Source organism: Fusibacter bizertensis, assembly GCF_029914245.1.
GTDB classification, from domain to species: Bacteria; Bacillota; Clostridia; order Peptostreptococcales; family Acidaminobacteraceae; genus Fusibacter_C; species Fusibacter_C bizertensis.
Window position 1 is genome coordinate 14,903 of record NZ_JARYZI010000010.1, and the last position, 19,108, is coordinate 34,010.

Genomic DNA, 19,108 nt, shown 5'->3' on the forward strand with positions numbered 1-19,108 from the left:
AAACTTATCCACAAAAAACTTCAAATATAATTTTTGTGGATAAGTTTATAAGCATTAGAATTTTAATTTTTTTGTGGATTAAGCAAATAAATTATACACAATTCTGTTGATAGATTGTGCATAACTACTAGATGTTACTTTTAACCTTTTTTCCACAACTATATATAGTGTTATACAAACGTTTATAATGTAACAAATCTCTTTGTCCTTTAAACTTGACAGAGCAGGGGCTACACGTTATAATGTTTTAGCAGACTTATGAAAAAAAATATGTTTATATATATGTATATGTAACGTGAGTAAGGAGGTGTCTTAAATGAAAAGAACATATCAACCTAAGAAAAGACAAAGAAAAGTTGAGCATGGATTCCGTAAAAGAATGAAAACAAGTGCGGGTAGAAATGTAATCAAAGCAAGAAGAAGAAGAGGTAGAAAGAAATTATCTGCTTAATGGATTAAAAGACCGCAGTCAGTGGTCTTTTTTTGTAATTAATGCTGTGGAGGCACGATGACTTTTGAAAGCTTAAAAAAACCTTCAGAATTTTCTAAAGTCTATAAACGTGGAAAATCATTCGCTGATAAGAATATTGTTGTGTATTATATGCCAAATCACTTGAATATAACACGCATAGGTTTTTCAATTAGCAAAAAAGTAGGCAATAGCGTGGTTAGAAATCGCACTAGGCGATTAATTAGAGAATCATTTAGAACAACCTTTGAGGGATTTGATGGCTATGATTTGATCTTTGTGGCGAGAGTGAGATCAAACCAAGCTGATTATCACGAAATAAAGAGATCATTAAAGTATATCTTTAAAAGAATTAATATTTCGTGAATCAAGAAAGTGTACGCACAAGATGAAAACCATTTTAATTTTGATGATTAGATTTTACAGAAAATTTATTTCACCATTATTGGGTAGCAACTGTAGGTTCCATCCTACGTGTTCTCAATATTCTTTGGAGGCGATTGAAAAGTATGGTGCCCTAAAAGGCGTACGTTTAAGTGTTAAACGTATAGTAAAATGCCATCCATTTCATCCTGGTGGATATGACCCATTAGAATAGGTTTAGGAGGGTAATGAGTTGAATATTTTTGCACAAATTTTTGGATATTTACTTGGGTTAATCTATGGAGTAGTTAACGACTATGGAATCGCTATCATACTATTTACATTGATAACTAAGTCTTTATTGATGCCATTTACTATTAAACAGTTACGTTCGCAAAAAGCGATGGCTGCTATTCAACCTAAAATGAAAGAAATACAAGAAAAATATAAAGATAATAAAGAAAAGCAAAATCAAATGCTTGTTGAATTATATAAGGAACATAAGTACAATCCTTTAAGTGGATGTTTGCCATTGCTTATTCAATTTCCAATTATCATTGGACTTTTTACTGCGATGAGACAACCTGGTGAATACGTATTTGTAAATAATCCTGAATTGTTAGCTAAAGCTACTGAGCAAACTTTTTTATGGATTGGAAATCTTTCAGTACCGGATTTGATGAGTAATATTTTTTCATCTGGTCCAGTATGGTTTTTAGCATTACCTGGATTGATGCCTATTATTTCTTCAGCACTCACCTATTTCCAAATGTCGAGTATGAATTCTGCAACTGGTGGTACTGATGCGGTTAACAATCAAATGAAGATTATGCAAATTATTTTCCCAGTGATGATCTTATTCTGGGGTAAAACAATGTCTGCAGGTTTAATCCTTTATTGGACAGTAGGTAGTATATTCCAAATTGTTCAACAGTATATTATGAAACGACCAGCTAAGGGGGATGTTAATTAATGAAATTTGTTGAGAAGTCTGGGAAAAGTGTAGAAGAAGCGTTACGACTTGCTCTAATTGAACTTGAAGCGAGTAGAGAACAAGTTGATATTGAAGTATTGGAAGAAGGCGCAAAAGGCTTTTTAGGAATCGGAGCAAAAGATTCTCGTATAAGAGTTACAAAACGCAATAATGTAATAGATACTGCTAGAAATTTCTTGAGTAGTATTTTAAAAGAAATGAAAATAAACACTGAGTTAGAGTTTGAACAAGTTGGTGAAGTTCTTAATATCAATATGATTGGTGAAGATATGGCTATCTTAATTGGTAAAAGAGGACAAACACTTGATTCTTTACAATACTTAGTAAGTTTAGTAGTCAATAAAGAAAGAGATGAATATCTTCGAGTTGTTCTAGATACTGAGAATTATCGTGCTAAGCGTAAAGAAACTTTAGAATCATTAGCCGAAAAGCTTGCTTCAAAAGTTAAGAAATCTAGAAAAAATGTAATACTTGAACCTATGAATCCATATGAAAGAAGGATTATTCATTCTGCATTACAAAACAATCCAAATGTTAGTACAAAATCTGAGGGTGATGAACCTTACAGAAAAGTAGTTATCTATTTTGATTACAAAAAAAATAAAACTAACTAACTCTAATAACCCAGTTTTGTAACTGGGTTATATTTTAATTTATCAGGAGATTATTATGATAACAGATACTATTGTTGCTATATCTACTCCAATTGGCGAAGGTGCAATTGGTATAGTAAGAATGAGTGGACCAGACGCATTTGATATAGTGCATACCATCTTTAAATCAGCTACTTCAAAAAAAACGATAAACAGAGAACTCGTTTATGGTCACATCTATAGTAATGATCAAATTGTAGATGAAGTTATGGTTGCCAAAATGCAGAGTCCACACACTTATACAAAAGAAGATATTGTTGAAATCAATTGCCACGGCGGTATATTACCACTAAAAGAAATTCTTAGTTTATGTTTAAAAAATGGAGCTAGATTAGCTGAACGCGGTGAGTTTACTCAGAGAGCTTTTTTAAATGGTCGTATTGATTTAACTCAAGCAGAGTCTGTTATGGATTTGATTAGTGCAAAGACAAAAAAAGGTTTTGATCTTGCGATTAATCAATTAGAGGGTTTTTTATCTAACAAAATAAAATCTATTCGCAATCAATTGATAGTAACAATGGGTCAGATTGAAGTGAGTATTGATTATCCTGAAGAAGATATAGAAGAAATTACTTATAATGAAATTAGAAACCAGCTAGAAAGTGTATTAAATAGTATCGATGAATTATTAAAAAATGCGCAAAACGGAAAAATTATCAGAGACGGGTTAAAAACTGCTATAATTGGTAAACCTAATGTTGGTAAATCTAGTCTAATGAATGCATTACTTAAAGATTCACGTGCCATTGTTACTGAAATAGCAGGAACAACAAGAGATGTTATAGAAGAGTTTATGAATATTGGTGGCATACCAATAAAGTTAATAGATACTGCAGGTATAAGAGAAACAGAAGATCTTGTAGAAAAAATTGGCGTTGAGAGATCTAAAGGTGTTTTCAATGAAGCTGATTTAGTTATTTTTATGTTAAATGCTTCAGAGTTAATTTCAAAAGAAGATTTGTTATTGATGGAACTTGTCAAAGATAGGCATGCCATTGTGATTATTAATAAGACTGATTTAGAAATTAAATTAGATGAAAATCTAATTTCTGAACATTTAAAAGATAAAATCATAATAAAGACATCGCTAGAGTTGGAGCAAGGTATAGATTTAGTTGAACAAGCAATTCAACAAATGGTTTTTGGTAATAATATCGATATGAGTTCGACTGAAATGGTTAGTAATTCAAGGCATATATCATTACTTGAAAATTCGCGTGACAATATTTGTGATGCAATTGGTGCTATAAATAACAGGATGCCTTATGATTTTGTGGAAGTTGATATTAAAGAAGGTATCATTAATTTAGGGAAAATTACTGGTGAATCAGTTGAAAAAGATTTATTAACAAATATTTTTAGTAATTTTTGTCTTGGAAAATAAGGAGTAAAAAATGGTAAGAACATATGATGCAGGACATTATGATTGTATCGTTGTAGGTGCAGGTCATGCTGGATGTGAAGCAGCACTTGCAAGTGCTAGAATGGGTGTTAAAACGTTGATTCTTTCAATCAATCTTGATTCAATAGCTATGATGCCATGTAATCCTTCTATAGGTGGAACTGGAAAAGGTCATCTTGTTAAAGAAATAGATGCTCTTGGTGGTGAAATGGGACTTAATATTGATCGTTCTTTTTTACAAAGTAAAATGCTCAATAGTAGCAAAGGACCTGCAGTTCATTCTTTACGTGCTCAAGCAGATAAAAATCAGTACCATAAAGAAATGAAAAAAGTAATGGAAAACACTGATAATTTATATATTAAGCAAGCCGAAGTAAAAGAACTTGTAATTGAAGATGGATGTGCTTCAGGAGTAATTACGCAAACAGGCGCAAAATTCACTTCAAAAGTAGTTATTTTAGCTACAGGCACTTACTTAGGAAGCAAAATTTTCATTGGTGATGCTGTTATAAGTAGTGGACCAAATGGTTTATCAGCTTCTTATGATTTAGTGGATAGTCTCGTAAAAAATAATATGGAGCTTAGACGATTTAAGACTGGTACACCTGCTAGAATTGATGCGCGTACTCTTGATTATGATCAAATGCAAATTCAATGGGGCGATAAAGAATATGAAATGTTTTCATTTATGAATGATCATATTGAACTTGATGAATTACCTTGTTGGTTAACCTATACAAATAAGTCAACTCATGAAGTGATATTAAATAATCTTGATAAATCTGGACTTTTTACTGGTACTATTGAAGGCACTGGACCACGTTATTGTCCATCAATAGAAACTAAACTCATAAGATTTACTGATAAAGAAAGGCATCAACTTTTTATTGAACCTGAAGGTCGTGACACAAATGAAATGTACGTTCAAGGTATGTCAACAAGTATGTCTGAAGACGTTCAATTAGCTTTTATGCGTACAATTCCTGGTCTTGGAAGATGTGAAATTATGAGACCAGCTTACGCCATTGAATATGATTGTATTAATCCCCTTGACCTTAAATTGACGTTGGAATTTAAAGAGACTAATAATCTTTTTTCAGCTGGACAATTTAATGGTACTTCCGGATATGAAGAGGCTGCGGCTCAAGGTTTGATTGCAGGTATAAATGCAGCTCTTAAAGTTAAGGGGAAAGAACCTTTTATACTTGATCGATCAGAAGCATATATTGGTGTGTTAATTGATGATCTTGTGACTAAAGGAACAGATGAACCTTATAGAATGATGACTTCAAGATCAGAATATCGTCTTTTACTTAGACAGGATAACGCTGATCTTAGATTAACTGAAAAAAGTTATAATATTGGGTTAGTAACAGAGGAAAGATACGCTAGATTTAAAAATAAGATGGAACATATTGAACAGGAAATGAAAAGAGTTTCAACTGTTACTTTAAAAGCTGATTTACTCAATCCTATACTTAAGGATTTAGGTATACCAGAAGTAAGTCAAGGGATGAAAATGATCGATATGTTAAAAAGACCTGAAATTTATTATAATAATTTGGAATCTATTGATACAACTCGTCCTGAAAATCTTTCTACTGATGTAATTAAGCAAGTTGAAGTCACTTTAAAATATGAAGGCTATATTAAAAAGCAGCTACTTCAAGTAGAAAAATTTAAGGCATTGGAAGAGAAGGTTATTCCGAGTGATATTGATTTTTTTGTAATTGATAGTTTAAGACTTGAAGCTAGGCAAAAACTGGATGCGATTAGACCACTAAATATAGGACAAGCTTCTCGTATTTCAGGTGTTTCACCTGCTGATGTATCTGTTTTACTTGTTTATCTTGAACAATATAGAAGGCGGTCGAAAAAATGATGAATTACTTTGATGATTTAGGAATACAAGTTGATGACATAAAGAGCAGACAATTTGAAATTTTTTATAAATTATTAATTGAAGAAAATGAGAAATATAATTTAACGGCTATTACTGAGCGTAAGGATGTTTATATTAAACACTTTTTAGATTCAATACTAGTAGAAAAACTAGATTTTGAGTTTAATGGTAAAAAAGTAATTGATATTGGGACAGGTGCTGGTTTTCCCGCAATTCCGCTTAAAATTATGAATCCACAGATGAGAATAACTGGGCTTGATGCATTAAATAAGAGAATTGGATTTATAAAGATGGTTCAAAAGGAGTTGTCATTAAAAGACATTGAATTGATTCATGGTAGAGCTGAGGATTTTGGTCAAATGACTAAATACCGTGAGCAATATGATTTTGCAGTTTCAAGAGCGGTTGCGGAGTTAAGACTTTTACTTGAGCTTGTAATGCCTTTTGTCAATGTGGGAGGCTATTTTATAGCTTACAAAAGTTTAAAAACAAAGACAGAACTTGAGGATGCGACTCATGCATTAAATGAGATGAAATCTAAGTTGATCGATATTGTTGAATTCAAGTTACCCGAAGATTTCGGAACAAGAGACATGATGATTATTCAAAAAATGGGAAAAATTAACAATAAATACCCTAGAAAACCTGGGATTCCAAAAAAATCACCTTTATAACATATTTTTCTAGAACTCTGTTTAAACAGAGTTCTTTTTTTATATCTATTATTTTATAGTTGATTTGTAGTATAATAGAAATAGTAAGCTATCAAGGAGGATTTATGGGTAAATCAATGGCAATATTTAATCAAAAAGGTGGTGTTGGCAAGACTACTACTGCTGTTAATTTTTCAGCTGCACTTGCAGAAAAAGGAAAACGTGTTTTATTAGTCGATAATGATCCTCAAGGAAATTTATCAAGTGGTGTCGGTATTGTTAAATCAGAATTAGAAAATACAATTTATCAGGTATTAATTAATGAAGTAGATATTATAGATTGTATAATCCCCACTCAATTCGAAAACTTAGATATTGTACCTGGAAGTGTAGATTTGGCTGGTGCTGAAATTGAACTTATTGATTTTCCTAATAGAGAGTTTTTATTAAAATCACAGCTTGCCAAAGTTAAAGATAATTATGACTATATAATTATAGATTGCCCACCTTCACTTGGCCTTTTAACAATTAATGCTCTCGTTGCAGTAGATAGTGTAATTATTCCAATTCAATGTGAGTATTATGCACTTGAAGGCGTTAGCCAACTAGTAAATACTTTTAATCTTGTTAAGAAGAGTATTAATCCTGATCTTGTTATTCAAGGTGTACTTTTAAGTATGTTTGATGGTAGAACAAACTTATCTATACAAGTTGTTGATGAAGTAAAAAAACATTTTCGACATTTAGTTTATGCTACTATCGTACCTAGAAATATTCGACTAGCGGAAGCACCTAGTTTTGGATTACCAATAATACATTATGATCGAAAATCTAGAGGTGCTGAAGCATATCTTGATTTAGCCGATGAATTTTTAAGTTTAGAAGAGGAGTAAATGATGTCAGTTAAAAAGAGTGGTCTTGGAAGAGGACTTGGCGCATTAATTAATAACGAGTCGATGGAGGCTTTTGAAAATAAGGTTAACGATCATGGTGAATTGATTCATGAAATTGATATCAATTTGATTATGCCAAATAAAAACCAGCCTAGGAAAAATTTTGATCATGAAAAGATAATTTCACTTTCTGAGTCTATAGAAGATCATGGTCTTATGCAACCTATTGTACTTAAGAGTAAAGGTGGACTATATGAGATTATTGCTGGTGAAAGAAGATGGAGAGCTTGTAAGCATTTAGGACTTAAAAAGGTCCCATCGATTATTAAAGATGTTGATGAATCAACTATAGCACAGCTTGCTCTTATTGAAAATTTGCAACGTGAAGATCTTAATGCAATTGAAGAAGCTATGGCATATAGCCGTTTAATTGATGAATATCAGATAACTCAAGAGAAGATGAGTAAAATTGCTGGAAAATCACGTGTTTATATAACTAATACAATGCGGTTATTGAAACTTGATGATTATATTCAGGCTGCAATAGCAGAAAAAGTTATAACTAGTGGACATGGTCGTGCTTTATTGGGCCTTGATAATGAAAAAAAGAGACGTAAAGCTTATGATTTAGTTTTAGCGGATGAATTAAGTGTTAGGGCAACAGAGGAACTTATTAAAAATTATGATAAACATTTCAAATCGGTAGAAAGCAAAGCAAAACCTATTAGAGATGCTGAATTAGTATCTATTGAAGAAGATCTTTCTGTTTATGTAGGAACTAAAGTATCTATAAAAGAAAAAAATGGTAGGGGAAAAATTGTAATAGATTTTTATAATGAAGAAGATCTTTCACGAATATTAGACCTAATTAAATAGACTTATTAAAATATGTTTCACGTGAAACATATTTTTTTTATAGAAAATATAACTATTTCTTGTAGTGTAAAATTGTATATGCGTATTTAAATTGTATAAGTAAAGAAATGAGCGAAAAAATGGATCTTTAAAAAAAATGAATATAATGGTGAATAACGTTTCACGTGAAACAATAGAAAAAGTCAAAATACCTCCAAATTTGAGCTGTATTTAAAATTAAGAGGTTATAATAGTATTGTACAAGAGAATCAAGAAGTGTTTATAGAATTAAAGAGCAAAAAAAAAACTCTGAAAGGATTGATATCAAAGTGTTTGAAAATATAAAATAGTACAAGGTACAATGAAGAATCTATGATAGAATATAATAGAACAAAGATAAATCTAAAATGGAATTTGATATAAGAAATTCATTAAAATTATGCCATTAAGATAGTAAAATTAATTAAGAAACAAAGTAATCGAAGTAAATCAAATTTTTACTATGATAAGAATATTTCAATAATATAAGATTATAATAATTATAATAGGACATGATAATAGAGATAAATATATGAGTAGAGTAATTATATGCAATTAAAAAAACTACTTACAGTGCTAATTAGGGTACATATTATTAGTGGTTAAAAATGAATAGCATGTAAAGTCTTAGATATGAATATATAAATTGGGAGCACAAAATGATAATTGAAAATGAATTAGAGAAGATTAGAAATATAAGAAAACTAATATTTATTATTAATCCTGTTGCAGGAAATGGAAAAACAATTGAAATTTTACCTGAGATTAAATCGAAATTTGATAAACTAATTGATAAAATTATGTACAAAATTGTAGTGTCTAAATGTGAAGGTGATATTACTGAACTCGCATTAACTCACTATAGAGAGGGATACAGAGAATTTGTTGCTGTTGGTGGTGACGGAACGCTATCAGAGTTGATTAACGCATTTCAATTTCCAATTAAAGATATACCCAGCATAGGAATTATTCCAATGGGGACTGGAAATGACTTTGTTAAAAACACAGACAATAATAGTAATATTGAAAATATCCTTGAAACAATTGCAAAAGATAGTAAAATCCTTATTGACATAGGAAGGGTAAATAATTTCAATTTTATAAACAATTGTTCTTTTGGTATTGATGGACCAATTATTGAAGATACTAATAAATACAAAAATATTTTACCAGGCAAATCAGCATACTTAGTAAGTACTTTAAAAGCAGGGATGCAATTTAAAGCTAGTCATGTAGAAGTAGTTGCTGATCATCAAGTTTATAAAGGAAAGATGATTTTAATTGCAGTAGGAAATGGAAAGTACTTTGGAGGAGGAATGAAGATTTGTCCTGATGCAGAATTAGATGATGGTCTATTAGAATTATGTATGGTAACAAACGTCTCTAAGTTAAAGTTCATAAAAGAAATTTCGAAAATATATTCTGGTAGACTAAATGAGCTTAAAGAGGTAATATATGTAAAATCAAAAGAAATAGAAATAAAGGTATCAGATCATCAATACTGGATTAATGCTGATGGCAATTTAGTTGGAAAAACGCCAGCAATAATTAAGATAAATCCAAAATGCGTGTACTATTTCGCGTAAAATGGAAAAATATGTAATTAATATAGGGCCAAGATTCAATTTAAATTTGCTTTTAATATTATCTGCTTTTAGGCTTATAAAATTGAATTGAAGACAAATATGGAGATAATTTCAACTGATATATTGAAAAGGAAACTGAGAGGTAATTAATGATAGATATTTCTGTAAAGGAAGCTAAAAAGACATATGTTGAGACTGGAAGATTAAATAGAAATATTATTGATAAGGAAGTTGCAATTTCATGGTATAAATGTAAGCTACAAAACATGCAACCAAGTGATAAGTTTAAAATTTATAATGAAGATGTGAAAAATCCTTTTGATTCAAAATTTTTAAATTATGTTGATTCAATCGTGAGTGATCATTATCAATATGTAATAGCTAATAAGAGTTTGCAAGTTTGTGCTAAAAGAATAGAAGATCAGCAGCTTTCAAAAATTCAAAGTATAGATGATTTAACGATAGGAACAAATGGTGGGTATATTTCACAGAAAAATCATTCGATTCATCAAGTTTATTACGAAGAACATTATTTAGAGATATTGACCAAGTACTGTACTTGTGGAATTAATTTAGCTGATGAAACCAAAACATATGGAACTTTGATGCTTATTTCGTCAGTTAAAATAGATGAATATGAAACTTTTAAACTCAACGATCAGCTTGCAAAGTATTATAATAAAGAAGAATATGATGTTATTAATGATAGAAAGATTGAGAATACAAGTAATAAAGTCAACATAAATGATGTACTTGCTTTTCCTGAAAATTATTTAGAAGAGTTTGTAATAAAACTTGGTAAGATTACTAAAATGGGTATTCCAATTGTAATCAGGGGTGATAAAGGAACTGGAAAGACTACTTTAGCATCTTATTTATTGCTAAATACAAGTGGTTCAAAGTATACAGTCACACTATCAAACGCTAATAAAAGAATATGCTCACAACTAATTGAAAATGCATTGTTTCATAATGATACAGTCTTAATTGAGAATGTTGAATATATATCTGAAGATGCAATTCAGTTGTTAACAGTTTACACAGATAGTATTTTAAACAAAAAATCTCATGAAAAATACAGTAATTACAAATGTTTTGGGCTTATTCTGACAACTGTTAACACTAAACAATCAGACCGTGATATTCCGTTACAAAGTCGTTTGTTAAGTAAGTTGTTAGGTAAGTTTGCAATGTCTACTGTAAACTTAGTTAACAGTACTGTTTTTGCAAGTGATTATAGTGAAATAGTCGATAAGATTAGCAAGAGATATCCATATGAAATGACATCTAACTTTAGAAATCAAGTCAAAGTTGATTTAGAAACGAAAAACTTCAAAGATTCTATTACAAATATTGAAATTTCAATGAATAACGTAAAAAATATAGAGTCAAAAGCTTTAATATTTCATGTAAATGATTCAAAAGAGATTCCTAAAACACTGCAAGAAGTTGAGTTTGAACATATTGAAAAAGTATATCAAATGATGGAGAAGAATATAGCAGCAACTGCAGATGTACTGGAAATAGGTAGAACAACATTATACAGAAAGCTAGAAAAAATGAAAGTGTATCAAAATGAAACAAAATAATATTAATTGACCAATTTAAATACTGTTCATTATGAAACAAGAAATGAAACGTTTCATTCTGGTACACTTCTCCTAAGTACCAGAATGTAACAGCTCATTTTTTTTTATATAATAATCTGAGAATTATATGTACAAAGCTATATAAAAATAAGTTCACTATATATATTCAAAATTAAAAAAACATAAAAATAGCTAATAACAAGGGTTTTAAAGTGTAATTGTAAACATATACAATAAAGAAAAGAACTCAATAATCATACTGTAAAGTATACAGTTTTTATTTTAAAACATTGTAAATGCTAATTTTTGTCTATCAAAAATTCTAAAATCACTTTAATATAAAATAATAAAAATAACATTTGAATTATAAAAGTTTATTATGTAGAATTAATAATATAGTTCAAATCCAGTTATAATGCGTTTAAAGTAATTTACAGTTAATTTACTGTAAACAGTTAGGGGTGATATGGTGTATAAAGTAAGTGATGTTGCAGAACTTATTGGAGTAGAAAAAACAGAAATATTTGAAAAGATGATAACTCATAAGGCACTGCTTGATCCAAATATCTCCAAAGTAGATGGTGTTACTTATTTTGACGATCGGGGATTTGAAATATTAAAAACTTTGTTTTCAAAAGTGAATGATGAAACTGTTATTGAAAAAAGTGAAATTAAACCGATTAAATCTGTTTCTAAATTTGAAAAAGAAAGAGATATTTTATACGATAAAGTTGATATCTTGAAGAATGAACTATTTAACTTAGATTCAGAATTGGAACTAAAAGATGAAATGATCTTAAAATATCAAGATAAGCTAATTGAGGATATTGAACATATAAATCGATTACAGTATATGTTGATGAAGAAATATGAGAAAGCTGTGGAGTAATGCTATGTATCGAGTGATTGAAGTGGCAAGAATGCTTGGTGTCAGTAAAGTGACCATTTATAAGAAGGTCAATAAAAACAAAAAAATATTGAAAAACCATATTCACACACGTAGTAACATTACTTATATAGATGATGTTGGTGTGGATATTATTAAGGACACTATCGAGATTAATTCAAGTAATATCTATAGTGGTAGCAACGATGTCGATGAACTGAAAAAAGAGTACTTAGACGATATGTCAGAAACTATTGATTTTCTAAGTTCTCAAATACAGATTAAAAAGAAACAAATTCAAAAAAAAGATGAAATTATTGAGGCTTATAAAAGCATATTAAAAAGTAACAGAGGTAAGTTACAATATTTAGACAGCAAAATAAATCAAGTTAATTAGGAGGATTATACCGTGGTACCTAAAAAGTCAATTTTCGAAAGAATGGGATTAATTGAACACAGTCAAAAAGATGAAGATGAAGTAAATTTAGAAGATACATCTGATGAACTGAATTTAGATCATGTTCCTGAGCCAGAGTATGTACCTGATTTAACACACATGGATATGGAAAAGGCATCTCAAGATTTTCATGGAAATGAAAGTTTCACGAAAGACTTAAACATAGACACAAGTCATGATGGCGTTCAAAAAGTTAATGTTGAGGATATTCCTAAAAACATAAGTGACAAACTTGATTTAATTATTGGCGCATACGAAAAAAACAAAATGCTAACAATTGATGAAATCTACAGAAATGCTCATTTAGAATCAGAAGTAAAGAAGACAATATTTATGACTGACATCTATTTAAAAGCAATACCAGAGAATTTACCAATTGATATTAAACGTGAAACTGTACTTAATATAATGAACGTTTCAAATATAAGTTTAGATGAATTGTTAAATGATGCTTATAAGAGAATTGATTCATTAAATACAGTACTAGAAGAAACTGTAACAACTACACAAGATGTATTTAATAGAAATGAAGCAACTATTCGAGAGCTTGAGAAAAGAATTGAAGATTTACGTGAGATTAACAAGAATCGTAAAAAGTTCCAAGAAGATCAAAATACTATGATTGAGTATGAAATTCAAAAGATTATTAATCTTGTTGAGTTTGTTAAACCGAAGAAGTAAGTATGAGCGAATACAGACTCACCAACAGGGGAAAGTTTGTATTGGGACTATTCATACTCGCACTGGTCGTTGTCATAGTCTATTCAGGTAGTTACATTTTTAATTACTTAAATAAAGATGATTCTTTAGTAGTAATAGAGGAAACTACTTCTAGTGATGAGACAAATGAATTCACAAATACAAGCAATCAAGAAACCAATGAAACTACAGGAGCTAACGAAACTACAGAAGCTACAGAAATTGAAACTGCAGAAGCAACGGATTTAATCGAATCAACTGAATCAACTGAATCAACAGATTCTACAGATCCAACAACTGAAGATAAAAATAATTCGATTTATACTGTTAATGATTTAGAAGATTTAAAGTTGTTTAAAATTATATTTTATTTCAATGAAGATGATTCTGAGATATTATTAGATCAAGAAGATTTAGACTCCATTAAGTCAATGATTGGGCAGTATAAAGATGAAAAAATTGCTATTGTAGGTTATACCAATGGATACCCCAAATTTGAAAGTAATGATGAAGATTTCTCTTTAAGTCTAGAGAGAGCAAAGTTCATTAGAAATTCAATTTTGCAAATGGGTATTGATAAAAACCTTATAAATGTGTATAATTACGGTTCTGAGAGTCCATTATACTTAGATTTTGGCAATCAAGAAAAAAATAACCGAGTTGAGGTATATTTTGAGGACCATTATATTTTAGGGAGCAAGTCAAAATAACAAACAAGCACTCGTAGCTCAGTGGATAGAGCAATCGCCTCCTAAGCGATAGGTCGGACGTTCAAGTCGTCTCGGGTGCGCCAAAGCACCTATTAAACCCTACATGACTGTAGGGTTTTGTTTTATAAAGAGGTTAGAAATGAATTCAATGAGCAAAAAAAATATGAAGAACAGTAAAGCCAGTGATCTAATTGACGAGAAAGTGATGAAGTTTCATGAAAAAATGATGTCTGCAGCCATAGAAGAAGCAAAGAAAGCTGAGATAATGGGGGAAGTACCCATTGGAGCTGTCATAGTTAAAAACGGAATAATAATCGGTCGAGGACATAATAACAGAGAATCTAGTGAGTCTTCACTTGGACATGCTGAAATAAATGCCATACGGGAAGCTTGTTTGAAAATGGGGTCTTGGCGATTGACAGGGTGTGATATATATGTTACAATTGAACCCTGTCCGATGTGCGCTGGCGCAATCTATCAGTCGCGAATAAGGACAATTTTTTATGGGGCAAATGATTTTAAAGCTGGTGCTTGTGGCTCACTTTTTAACTTATTTGAACAAAAAGGACTAAACCATTATTGTAACCTTGTTCCTGGTATTCTTAAAGAAGAAGGAAGCGTAATTATAACTGAATTTTTTAGGAAAAAGCGATAAATGGAGAGATGTCCGAGTTGGCTAAGGGGCACGCCTGGAAAGCGTGTAAGGCTGTCATGGCCCCGCGGGTTCGAGTCCCGCTCTCTCCGCCAAACAAAGATATGCCGTGCTAGATGGGGTGTTAGCGGTTCCTTGTAACCTGCAATCCGCTGTAGCAGGGTCGATGCTCAGTCTGAGGGTACCTTTTGTAGAGTCTGCGCAGATTAAGTGATGTTGATAATTGGGTCTTACGCAATAGATACTTGTGAACCCCGTCAGGTCCGGAAGGAAGCAGCGGTAAGCTTGACCATCTATGTGCCGTAGGGTCGCCTAGTTTGAGTTAACTGATCTGTTAACGTCTGTAATATCTATTCGAAGCTGAGTGCACGGCGTAATTAAAAAATCATCTCCAGTTAAATGGCGATGATTTTTTATTTTTTGAATATAATGCAGTTTAATGTTTTCTTTCATTTTAGACGATTTTCTAATATAATTTAAGTTAAGTTGAATAAAACAAATCAAAGCGGTTCTAATTTATCAAAACAAATAATAAGTTAGGGAGGTAGAAAAATTGAAGCTTTCACAATTTGAAAAAAAAATACTAAAATCAATCCTTCTATTCTCCTTTTCATCCATAGTACTTTCAAACTTAGCACTTTATATTATTATATCCAATACAACACTAGCTATTAATTCACAACACATTAAAACAATCATTACTGTTGTGCTAGCTCTTTTTCTTTTGCTAGCAATTAGCTCATATTGGATGATGAAGATAATAAGAAGAGATAAGGCGTCAATGTATAGTCTGCTCGGCGTTGATTCGAGTGACGTTACAATCACTGAGTTTGACGAATTAAACAACATTTATCTAGAAAAGTTAAAAAGCATTAATCTCTTAAATCAAAAGTATAATGAACAAAAAGAGGCACTAAGAAAACTACATACTGCTGTGAGCCGTGCTCAATATAATTACAAAGAGATGAATAATGAACTAAACGCAAAAAAAAATGAGCTTGAGGGATTAAAAGAATTTTTTAAAAAGGCTTCTGAGAAGTTTGCATCAATGATTTGGATAACAGATTATCAAGGTAATATAATATACACCAACGACTTAACAAATAAAAATTTAGACGGCAAGAAAGAAGACCTATCTACAATATTTGATATTTTAGATATTAGTACTGTCCAGTTTGATCTGTTTAGAAAGAGAAATTTTCAAAGTATGCTTTTTCATTTTGTTGGCGGTAAAAAAGCAAATGGCAGGAACTTAAGGATATTTGATAAGGAGAGCATTAAATATATCCTGTTTTTATCAGCAACTTCAAATCAAGAATCGATTATGAATAGAACGTATCTGAAGAAAAGTAGAGATCTTCATTTTATTAATGAAATAAGTAAAATAATCAGTGGTCAGATCACGATAGATACAACACTTCAAGATGCTATTGAAAAAATTGCATTTTTAGGGAATTATAATTCTTGCAGTATTCGACTTATTAATGAAAGTGATGAACTTGAATTAAAAGCAGTAAGTGGTTACAGTAAGGAATTTGTAATGAGAAATCATGTTCCAGTAGCTAATTCGCATATAGGTTATGCATTTAATGAAAATAAAATCGTTATTCTAAATACACTTGAAGATATGTTGTTTGAAGATAGTCATATCAAGAATGTAATTTTGAACAACAGAAAAGTCGCATACATTCCACTTACAAACTATAATAAAAACTTAGGAGTTATGGCTATTGTAAGTGATTATAACTTTGATTCAGAGAGCATCATCTTATTAGAGTCAATTTCAATCAATGTCACAATAGCACTAGAAAAAATCCTCTTGTATGATCGTCTTAAATCAAATTATTTTAAAACAGTCGAAGCATTTGTAACAGCAACTGATATAAAATCTGAACGCTTTAATGGACATTCTAGGCGAGTTGCATTAATCTGTAAAATGATTGCCGAAAAATTGTATTTAAACTCTGGAGAAGTTGATGAAATATACATGGCTGGCTTACTACATGATGTTGGTAAATTGTCTTTTTCGGACAACTCTTTAGATTATTATTTTGACATTGATCAACACGGTAGTATTGGACGTAAAATGGTTGAACGAGTTGGACTAAAAAAAGATATATTAGATGGTATTGAATATCACCATCTGAATTTTGATTTATCAAATTCTAAAAATACGAATGTAAATGAGCAACCATATTATGCTCAGATAATTAGAATTGCGAATGATTTTGATTTGTATATGAACTATGATACAACGAATATAAACCTTCCCAATTTTATAGAAGATATGAAACCTTTAGTAGGGAGTGTATACTCATCTCAATTTATGAGAATTATGCAAGATATACTGGTGAATAATAAAGAAAAACTATATAAAATATATCAAAACGAGGTTATAGATGAAAAACAGTTACTATAATAAAATTAAATGGTTATTGTTGCTCTTTATATATTTACCAGTAGTAGTCTTTAGTATAGGTCTAATCGCCATACTAGCGTCAACTGAAGAATTATTTAAGCAATGGTTTTTTATAGTTCCTTTATTACTTATAGAAACGTTGATTGCATATTTGGTTTTTAGAAAAAAAGAGGGATTGTTTAAAGATGAAATTTTATCAATAGAGACACTTGACGTTTTGAAGTTAGAAGACGCCACGCTCATAGAAAAAATTGAGAGCCTAAGTCGAGCACAAGTTCAGTTAAACCAATTATTATTCAATATTGCTTCCCAACATCAAGTCGCAGTACATGATATAGGGTATTTTAACGATCTTACTTTTAGCGATGAAGAGAAAGTGAAAATACTAGAACATGAAATAAAGGTGCAAGAAAAAATAGATCATTCATTAATTGATTTAACTTCTCAATTCGTTTTACAATTGAATAAAGATGGAAAAGTAATGAAAATGAACCGAGCATTTTCAATGCGATTGGGTTATCAAGAATCTGAAATAATTGGTGTGGATATTAGTGAATTGCTTAAAAGAGAGCAAGATGAAGAAATGAACCCCATTGCAGGTAGTGTAGAAAATCAAATTGAATCTCAAAATATAATATGGATGGAAAAATTAAGAAGAGCAACAGATGAACCTCTGTTTATCAACATGAAAATGAAAGCAACGAACCCCTATGCAAGTGAACACATAAGCATGGTCTCTAACAAACTGGACGATGGTACTTTGCTTTGTATTGGTAAGCCTATTAATGACGAAATCGCTTTGCAAAGTAATATATTGCGTAAAAATAGGGAACTTGAGTATATTAACCAAATTAATGCCTCTCTTATTAGTAATTGGAATATTGAAGCGCTACTTGATAATATTATACAAAGAATTGATTATCTCTTTAACACAACAGTTGGTGGTATTTATGTCTTGGATAGTCAAAAGAAATGGAATTTAAATTCATTTGGATCTAAAGAATTGACAGAAAATGAGATACTTGAATTAAATTTAGATCGTTTTTTCACAAAAGAACTACTTAGTAAAGCAGATATTGAAGTAATTCCAGTTAAAGAAAAGCTTTTTAATTTTTTAATTTTAGCGCCTTTGGAAGTTGATAATGAAGTCATAGCAATACTAGTCCTTGCAATGGAACAAGAGATGAATAGCAATGATATAAGTATATTGAAAATGTTTAAGAATCAAGCATCAATGGTAATTCAAAGAGCCATAATCTATGATCAACTTAGAAAACAGTATTTTGGAACCATTGAAGCACTTGTCAATGTAATAGAAGCTAAAGATAAATATACAGAAGGTCATTCCCGACGTGTCTCTAGATTTTCGGTTGAAATTGCAAAAGAAATCGGCTATAGTAATGAAGAAGTTGAAAATATTGAAATCGCAGGATTGTTACACGATATTGGCAAAATTGGAATAGAACAAAACATACTTGCCAAACGAGGCAAGCTAACGGAAGAAGAGTATGAAGTTATTAAAGAACATCCATCGAAAGGTATACAGATTCTTGAAGCGATCAGTTTTGATGAAAAGATAAGAGAAGGAATACTCTATCATCATTTGAGATATGACTTGAAAGGTTATCCAAAAGCAGAACTGAAAGAATTACCGATTTATGCGTCAATAATTGGAATTGCAGATGCTTTTGATGCTATCACATCAGCAAGATCCTATTCACAGGCTAGAACCAAAGAAGAAGCCCTAAAAGAAGTAATTAAATACAAAGGCAGTCAATTTGAACCGAGAATGGTAGATGTTCTGCAAAAAATAATTGAAGAAAATCCACAAAAAATTCAAGATATTATCAATGATATCGAAGTTGTTCATTTAGATTTATAAGGAG

Annotated in this window: 19 protein-coding genes, 2 tRNA genes and 1 other RNA gene; all 22 read left to right on the forward strand. The window is 30.7% G+C overall.

Features of this window, described 5'->3' with window-relative positions; translation table 11 throughout:
* Positions 1 to 316: 316 nt before the first annotated feature.
* The 22 genes from rpmH to QE109_RS13625 all read left to right on the forward strand — a co-directional run bounded on the left by rpmH (position 317) and on the right by QE109_RS13625 (position 19,104).
* Positions 317 to 451: a 50S ribosomal protein L34 gene (gene rpmH / locus QE109_RS13520; protein WP_281095071.1), complete on the forward strand. Its 135-nt coding sequence runs from the start codon at positions 317 to 319 to the stop codon at positions 449 to 451.
* 57 nt (positions 452 to 508) lie between these two features.
* The gene (rnpA, locus tag QE109_RS13525) at positions 509 to 835 is read left to right on the forward strand and encodes a ribonuclease P protein component (protein WP_281095072.1); all 327 of its coding nucleotides are present in this window, start codon (positions 509 to 511) and stop codon (positions 833 to 835) included.
* A gap of 22 nt (positions 836 to 857) precedes the next feature.
* Complete coding sequence (yidD, locus tag QE109_RS13530; protein WP_281095073.1) at positions 858 to 1,067, forward strand: membrane protein insertion efficiency factor YidD; 210 nt, start codon at positions 858 to 860, stop codon at positions 1,065 to 1,067.
* An 18-nt stretch (positions 1,068 to 1,085) separates the two neighbouring features.
* Complete coding sequence (locus QE109_RS13535) at positions 1,086 to 1,805, forward strand: YidC/Oxa1 family membrane protein insertase (RefSeq protein WP_281095074.1); 720 nt, start codon at positions 1,086 to 1,088, stop codon at positions 1,803 to 1,805.
* The gene (gene jag / locus QE109_RS13540; RefSeq protein WP_281095075.1) at positions 1,805 to 2,440 is read left to right on the forward strand and encodes an RNA-binding cell elongation regulator Jag/EloR; all 636 of its coding nucleotides are present in this window, start codon (positions 1,805 to 1,807) and stop codon (positions 2,438 to 2,440) included. Before QE109_RS13535 ends, jag begins: the two co-directional genes overlap by 1 nt.
* Before the next feature lie 55 nt (positions 2,441 to 2,495).
* Entirely contained in the window at positions 2,496 to 3,863 is a 1,368-nt protein-coding gene (gene mnmE / locus QE109_RS13545; protein WP_342637152.1) for a tRNA uridine-5-carboxymethylaminomethyl(34) synthesis GTPase MnmE, read from the forward strand.
* 10 nt (positions 3,864 to 3,873) lie between these two features.
* Entirely contained in the window at positions 3,874 to 5,763 is a 1,890-nt protein-coding gene (gene mnmG / locus QE109_RS13550; RefSeq protein WP_281095076.1) for a tRNA uridine-5-carboxymethylaminomethyl(34) synthesis enzyme MnmG, read from the forward strand.
* Entirely contained in the window at positions 5,760 to 6,458 is a 699-nt protein-coding gene (rsmG, locus tag QE109_RS13555; RefSeq protein ID WP_281095077.1) for a 16S rRNA (guanine(527)-N(7))-methyltransferase RsmG, read from the forward strand. The genes mnmG and rsmG overlap by 4 nt, the downstream gene beginning before the upstream one ends.
* 104 nt (positions 6,459 to 6,562) lie before the next feature.
* A complete protein-coding gene (locus QE109_RS13560) occupies positions 6,563 to 7,330 on the forward strand; it encodes a ParA family protein (RefSeq protein ID WP_281095078.1) in 768 nt (255 codons plus the stop codon).
* 3 nt (positions 7,331 to 7,333) lie between these two features.
* On the forward strand, positions 7,334 to 8,206 hold the full coding sequence (locus tag QE109_RS13565; protein WP_281095079.1) for a ParB/RepB/Spo0J family partition protein: 873 nt from the start codon (positions 7,334 to 7,336) through the stop codon (positions 8,204 to 8,206).
* 677 nt (positions 8,207 to 8,883) lie between these two features.
* Positions 8,884 to 9,810: a diacylglycerol/lipid kinase family protein gene (locus QE109_RS13570; protein ID WP_281095080.1), complete on the forward strand. Its 927-nt coding sequence runs from the start codon at positions 8,884 to 8,886 to the stop codon at positions 9,808 to 9,810.
* A gap of 149 nt (positions 9,811 to 9,959) precedes the next feature.
* Positions 9,960 to 11,399, forward strand: coding sequence for a helix-turn-helix domain-containing protein (locus QE109_RS13575; protein ID WP_281095081.1), 1,440 nt, complete (start codon positions 9,960 to 9,962; stop codon positions 11,397 to 11,399).
* Between the two features lie 469 nt (positions 11,400 to 11,868).
* Positions 11,869 to 12,288, forward strand: a complete 420-nt coding sequence (locus QE109_RS13580) for a hypothetical protein (RefSeq protein ID WP_281095082.1) — start codon at positions 11,869 to 11,871, stop codon at positions 12,286 to 12,288.
* 4 nt (positions 12,289 to 12,292) lie between these two features.
* Positions 12,293 to 12,682 carry a helix-turn-helix transcriptional regulator gene (locus QE109_RS13585; protein ID WP_281095083.1) on the forward strand — a complete coding sequence of 130 codons (390 nt, stop codon included), beginning with the start codon at positions 12,293 to 12,295 and terminating at the stop codon, positions 12,680 to 12,682.
* Positions 12,683 to 12,694: 12 nt separating this feature from the next.
* A complete protein-coding gene (locus QE109_RS13590) occupies positions 12,695 to 13,423 on the forward strand; it encodes a hypothetical protein (RefSeq protein WP_281095084.1) in 729 nt (242 codons plus the stop codon).
* Positions 13,424 to 13,425: 2 nt separating this feature from the next.
* On the forward strand, positions 13,426 to 14,151 hold the full coding sequence (locus QE109_RS13595) for an OmpA family protein (protein WP_281095085.1): 726 nt from the start codon (positions 13,426 to 13,428) through the stop codon (positions 14,149 to 14,151).
* Between the two features lie 7 nt (positions 14,152 to 14,158).
* Positions 14,159 to 14,234, forward strand: a tRNA-Arg gene (locus tag QE109_RS13600).
* A 56-nt stretch (positions 14,235 to 14,290) separates the two neighbouring features.
* Entirely contained in the window at positions 14,291 to 14,806 is a 516-nt protein-coding gene (locus tag QE109_RS13605; RefSeq protein ID WP_342637153.1) for a nucleoside deaminase, read from the forward strand.
* 2 nt (positions 14,807 to 14,808) lie between these two features.
* A tRNA-Ser gene (locus tag QE109_RS13610) sits at positions 14,809 to 14,898 on the forward strand.
* 12 nt (positions 14,899 to 14,910) lie between these two features.
* Positions 14,911 to 15,175: signal recognition particle sRNA large type (gene ffs / locus QE109_RS13615), an RNA gene on the forward strand.
* A 376-nt stretch (positions 15,176 to 15,551) separates the two neighbouring features.
* Positions 15,552 to 17,222 carry an HD domain-containing protein gene (locus QE109_RS13620; protein ID WP_281095086.1) on the forward strand — a complete coding sequence of 557 codons (1,671 nt, stop codon included), beginning with the start codon at positions 15,552 to 15,554 and terminating at the stop codon, positions 17,220 to 17,222.
* Positions 17,203 to 19,104 (forward strand): HD domain-containing phosphohydrolase, encoded by a 1,902-nt coding sequence (locus QE109_RS13625; protein WP_281095087.1) that lies wholly within the window; start codon positions 17,203 to 17,205, stop codon positions 19,102 to 19,104. Before QE109_RS13620 ends, QE109_RS13625 begins: the two co-directional genes overlap by 20 nt.
* Positions 19,105 to 19,108 lie beyond the last annotated feature (4 nt).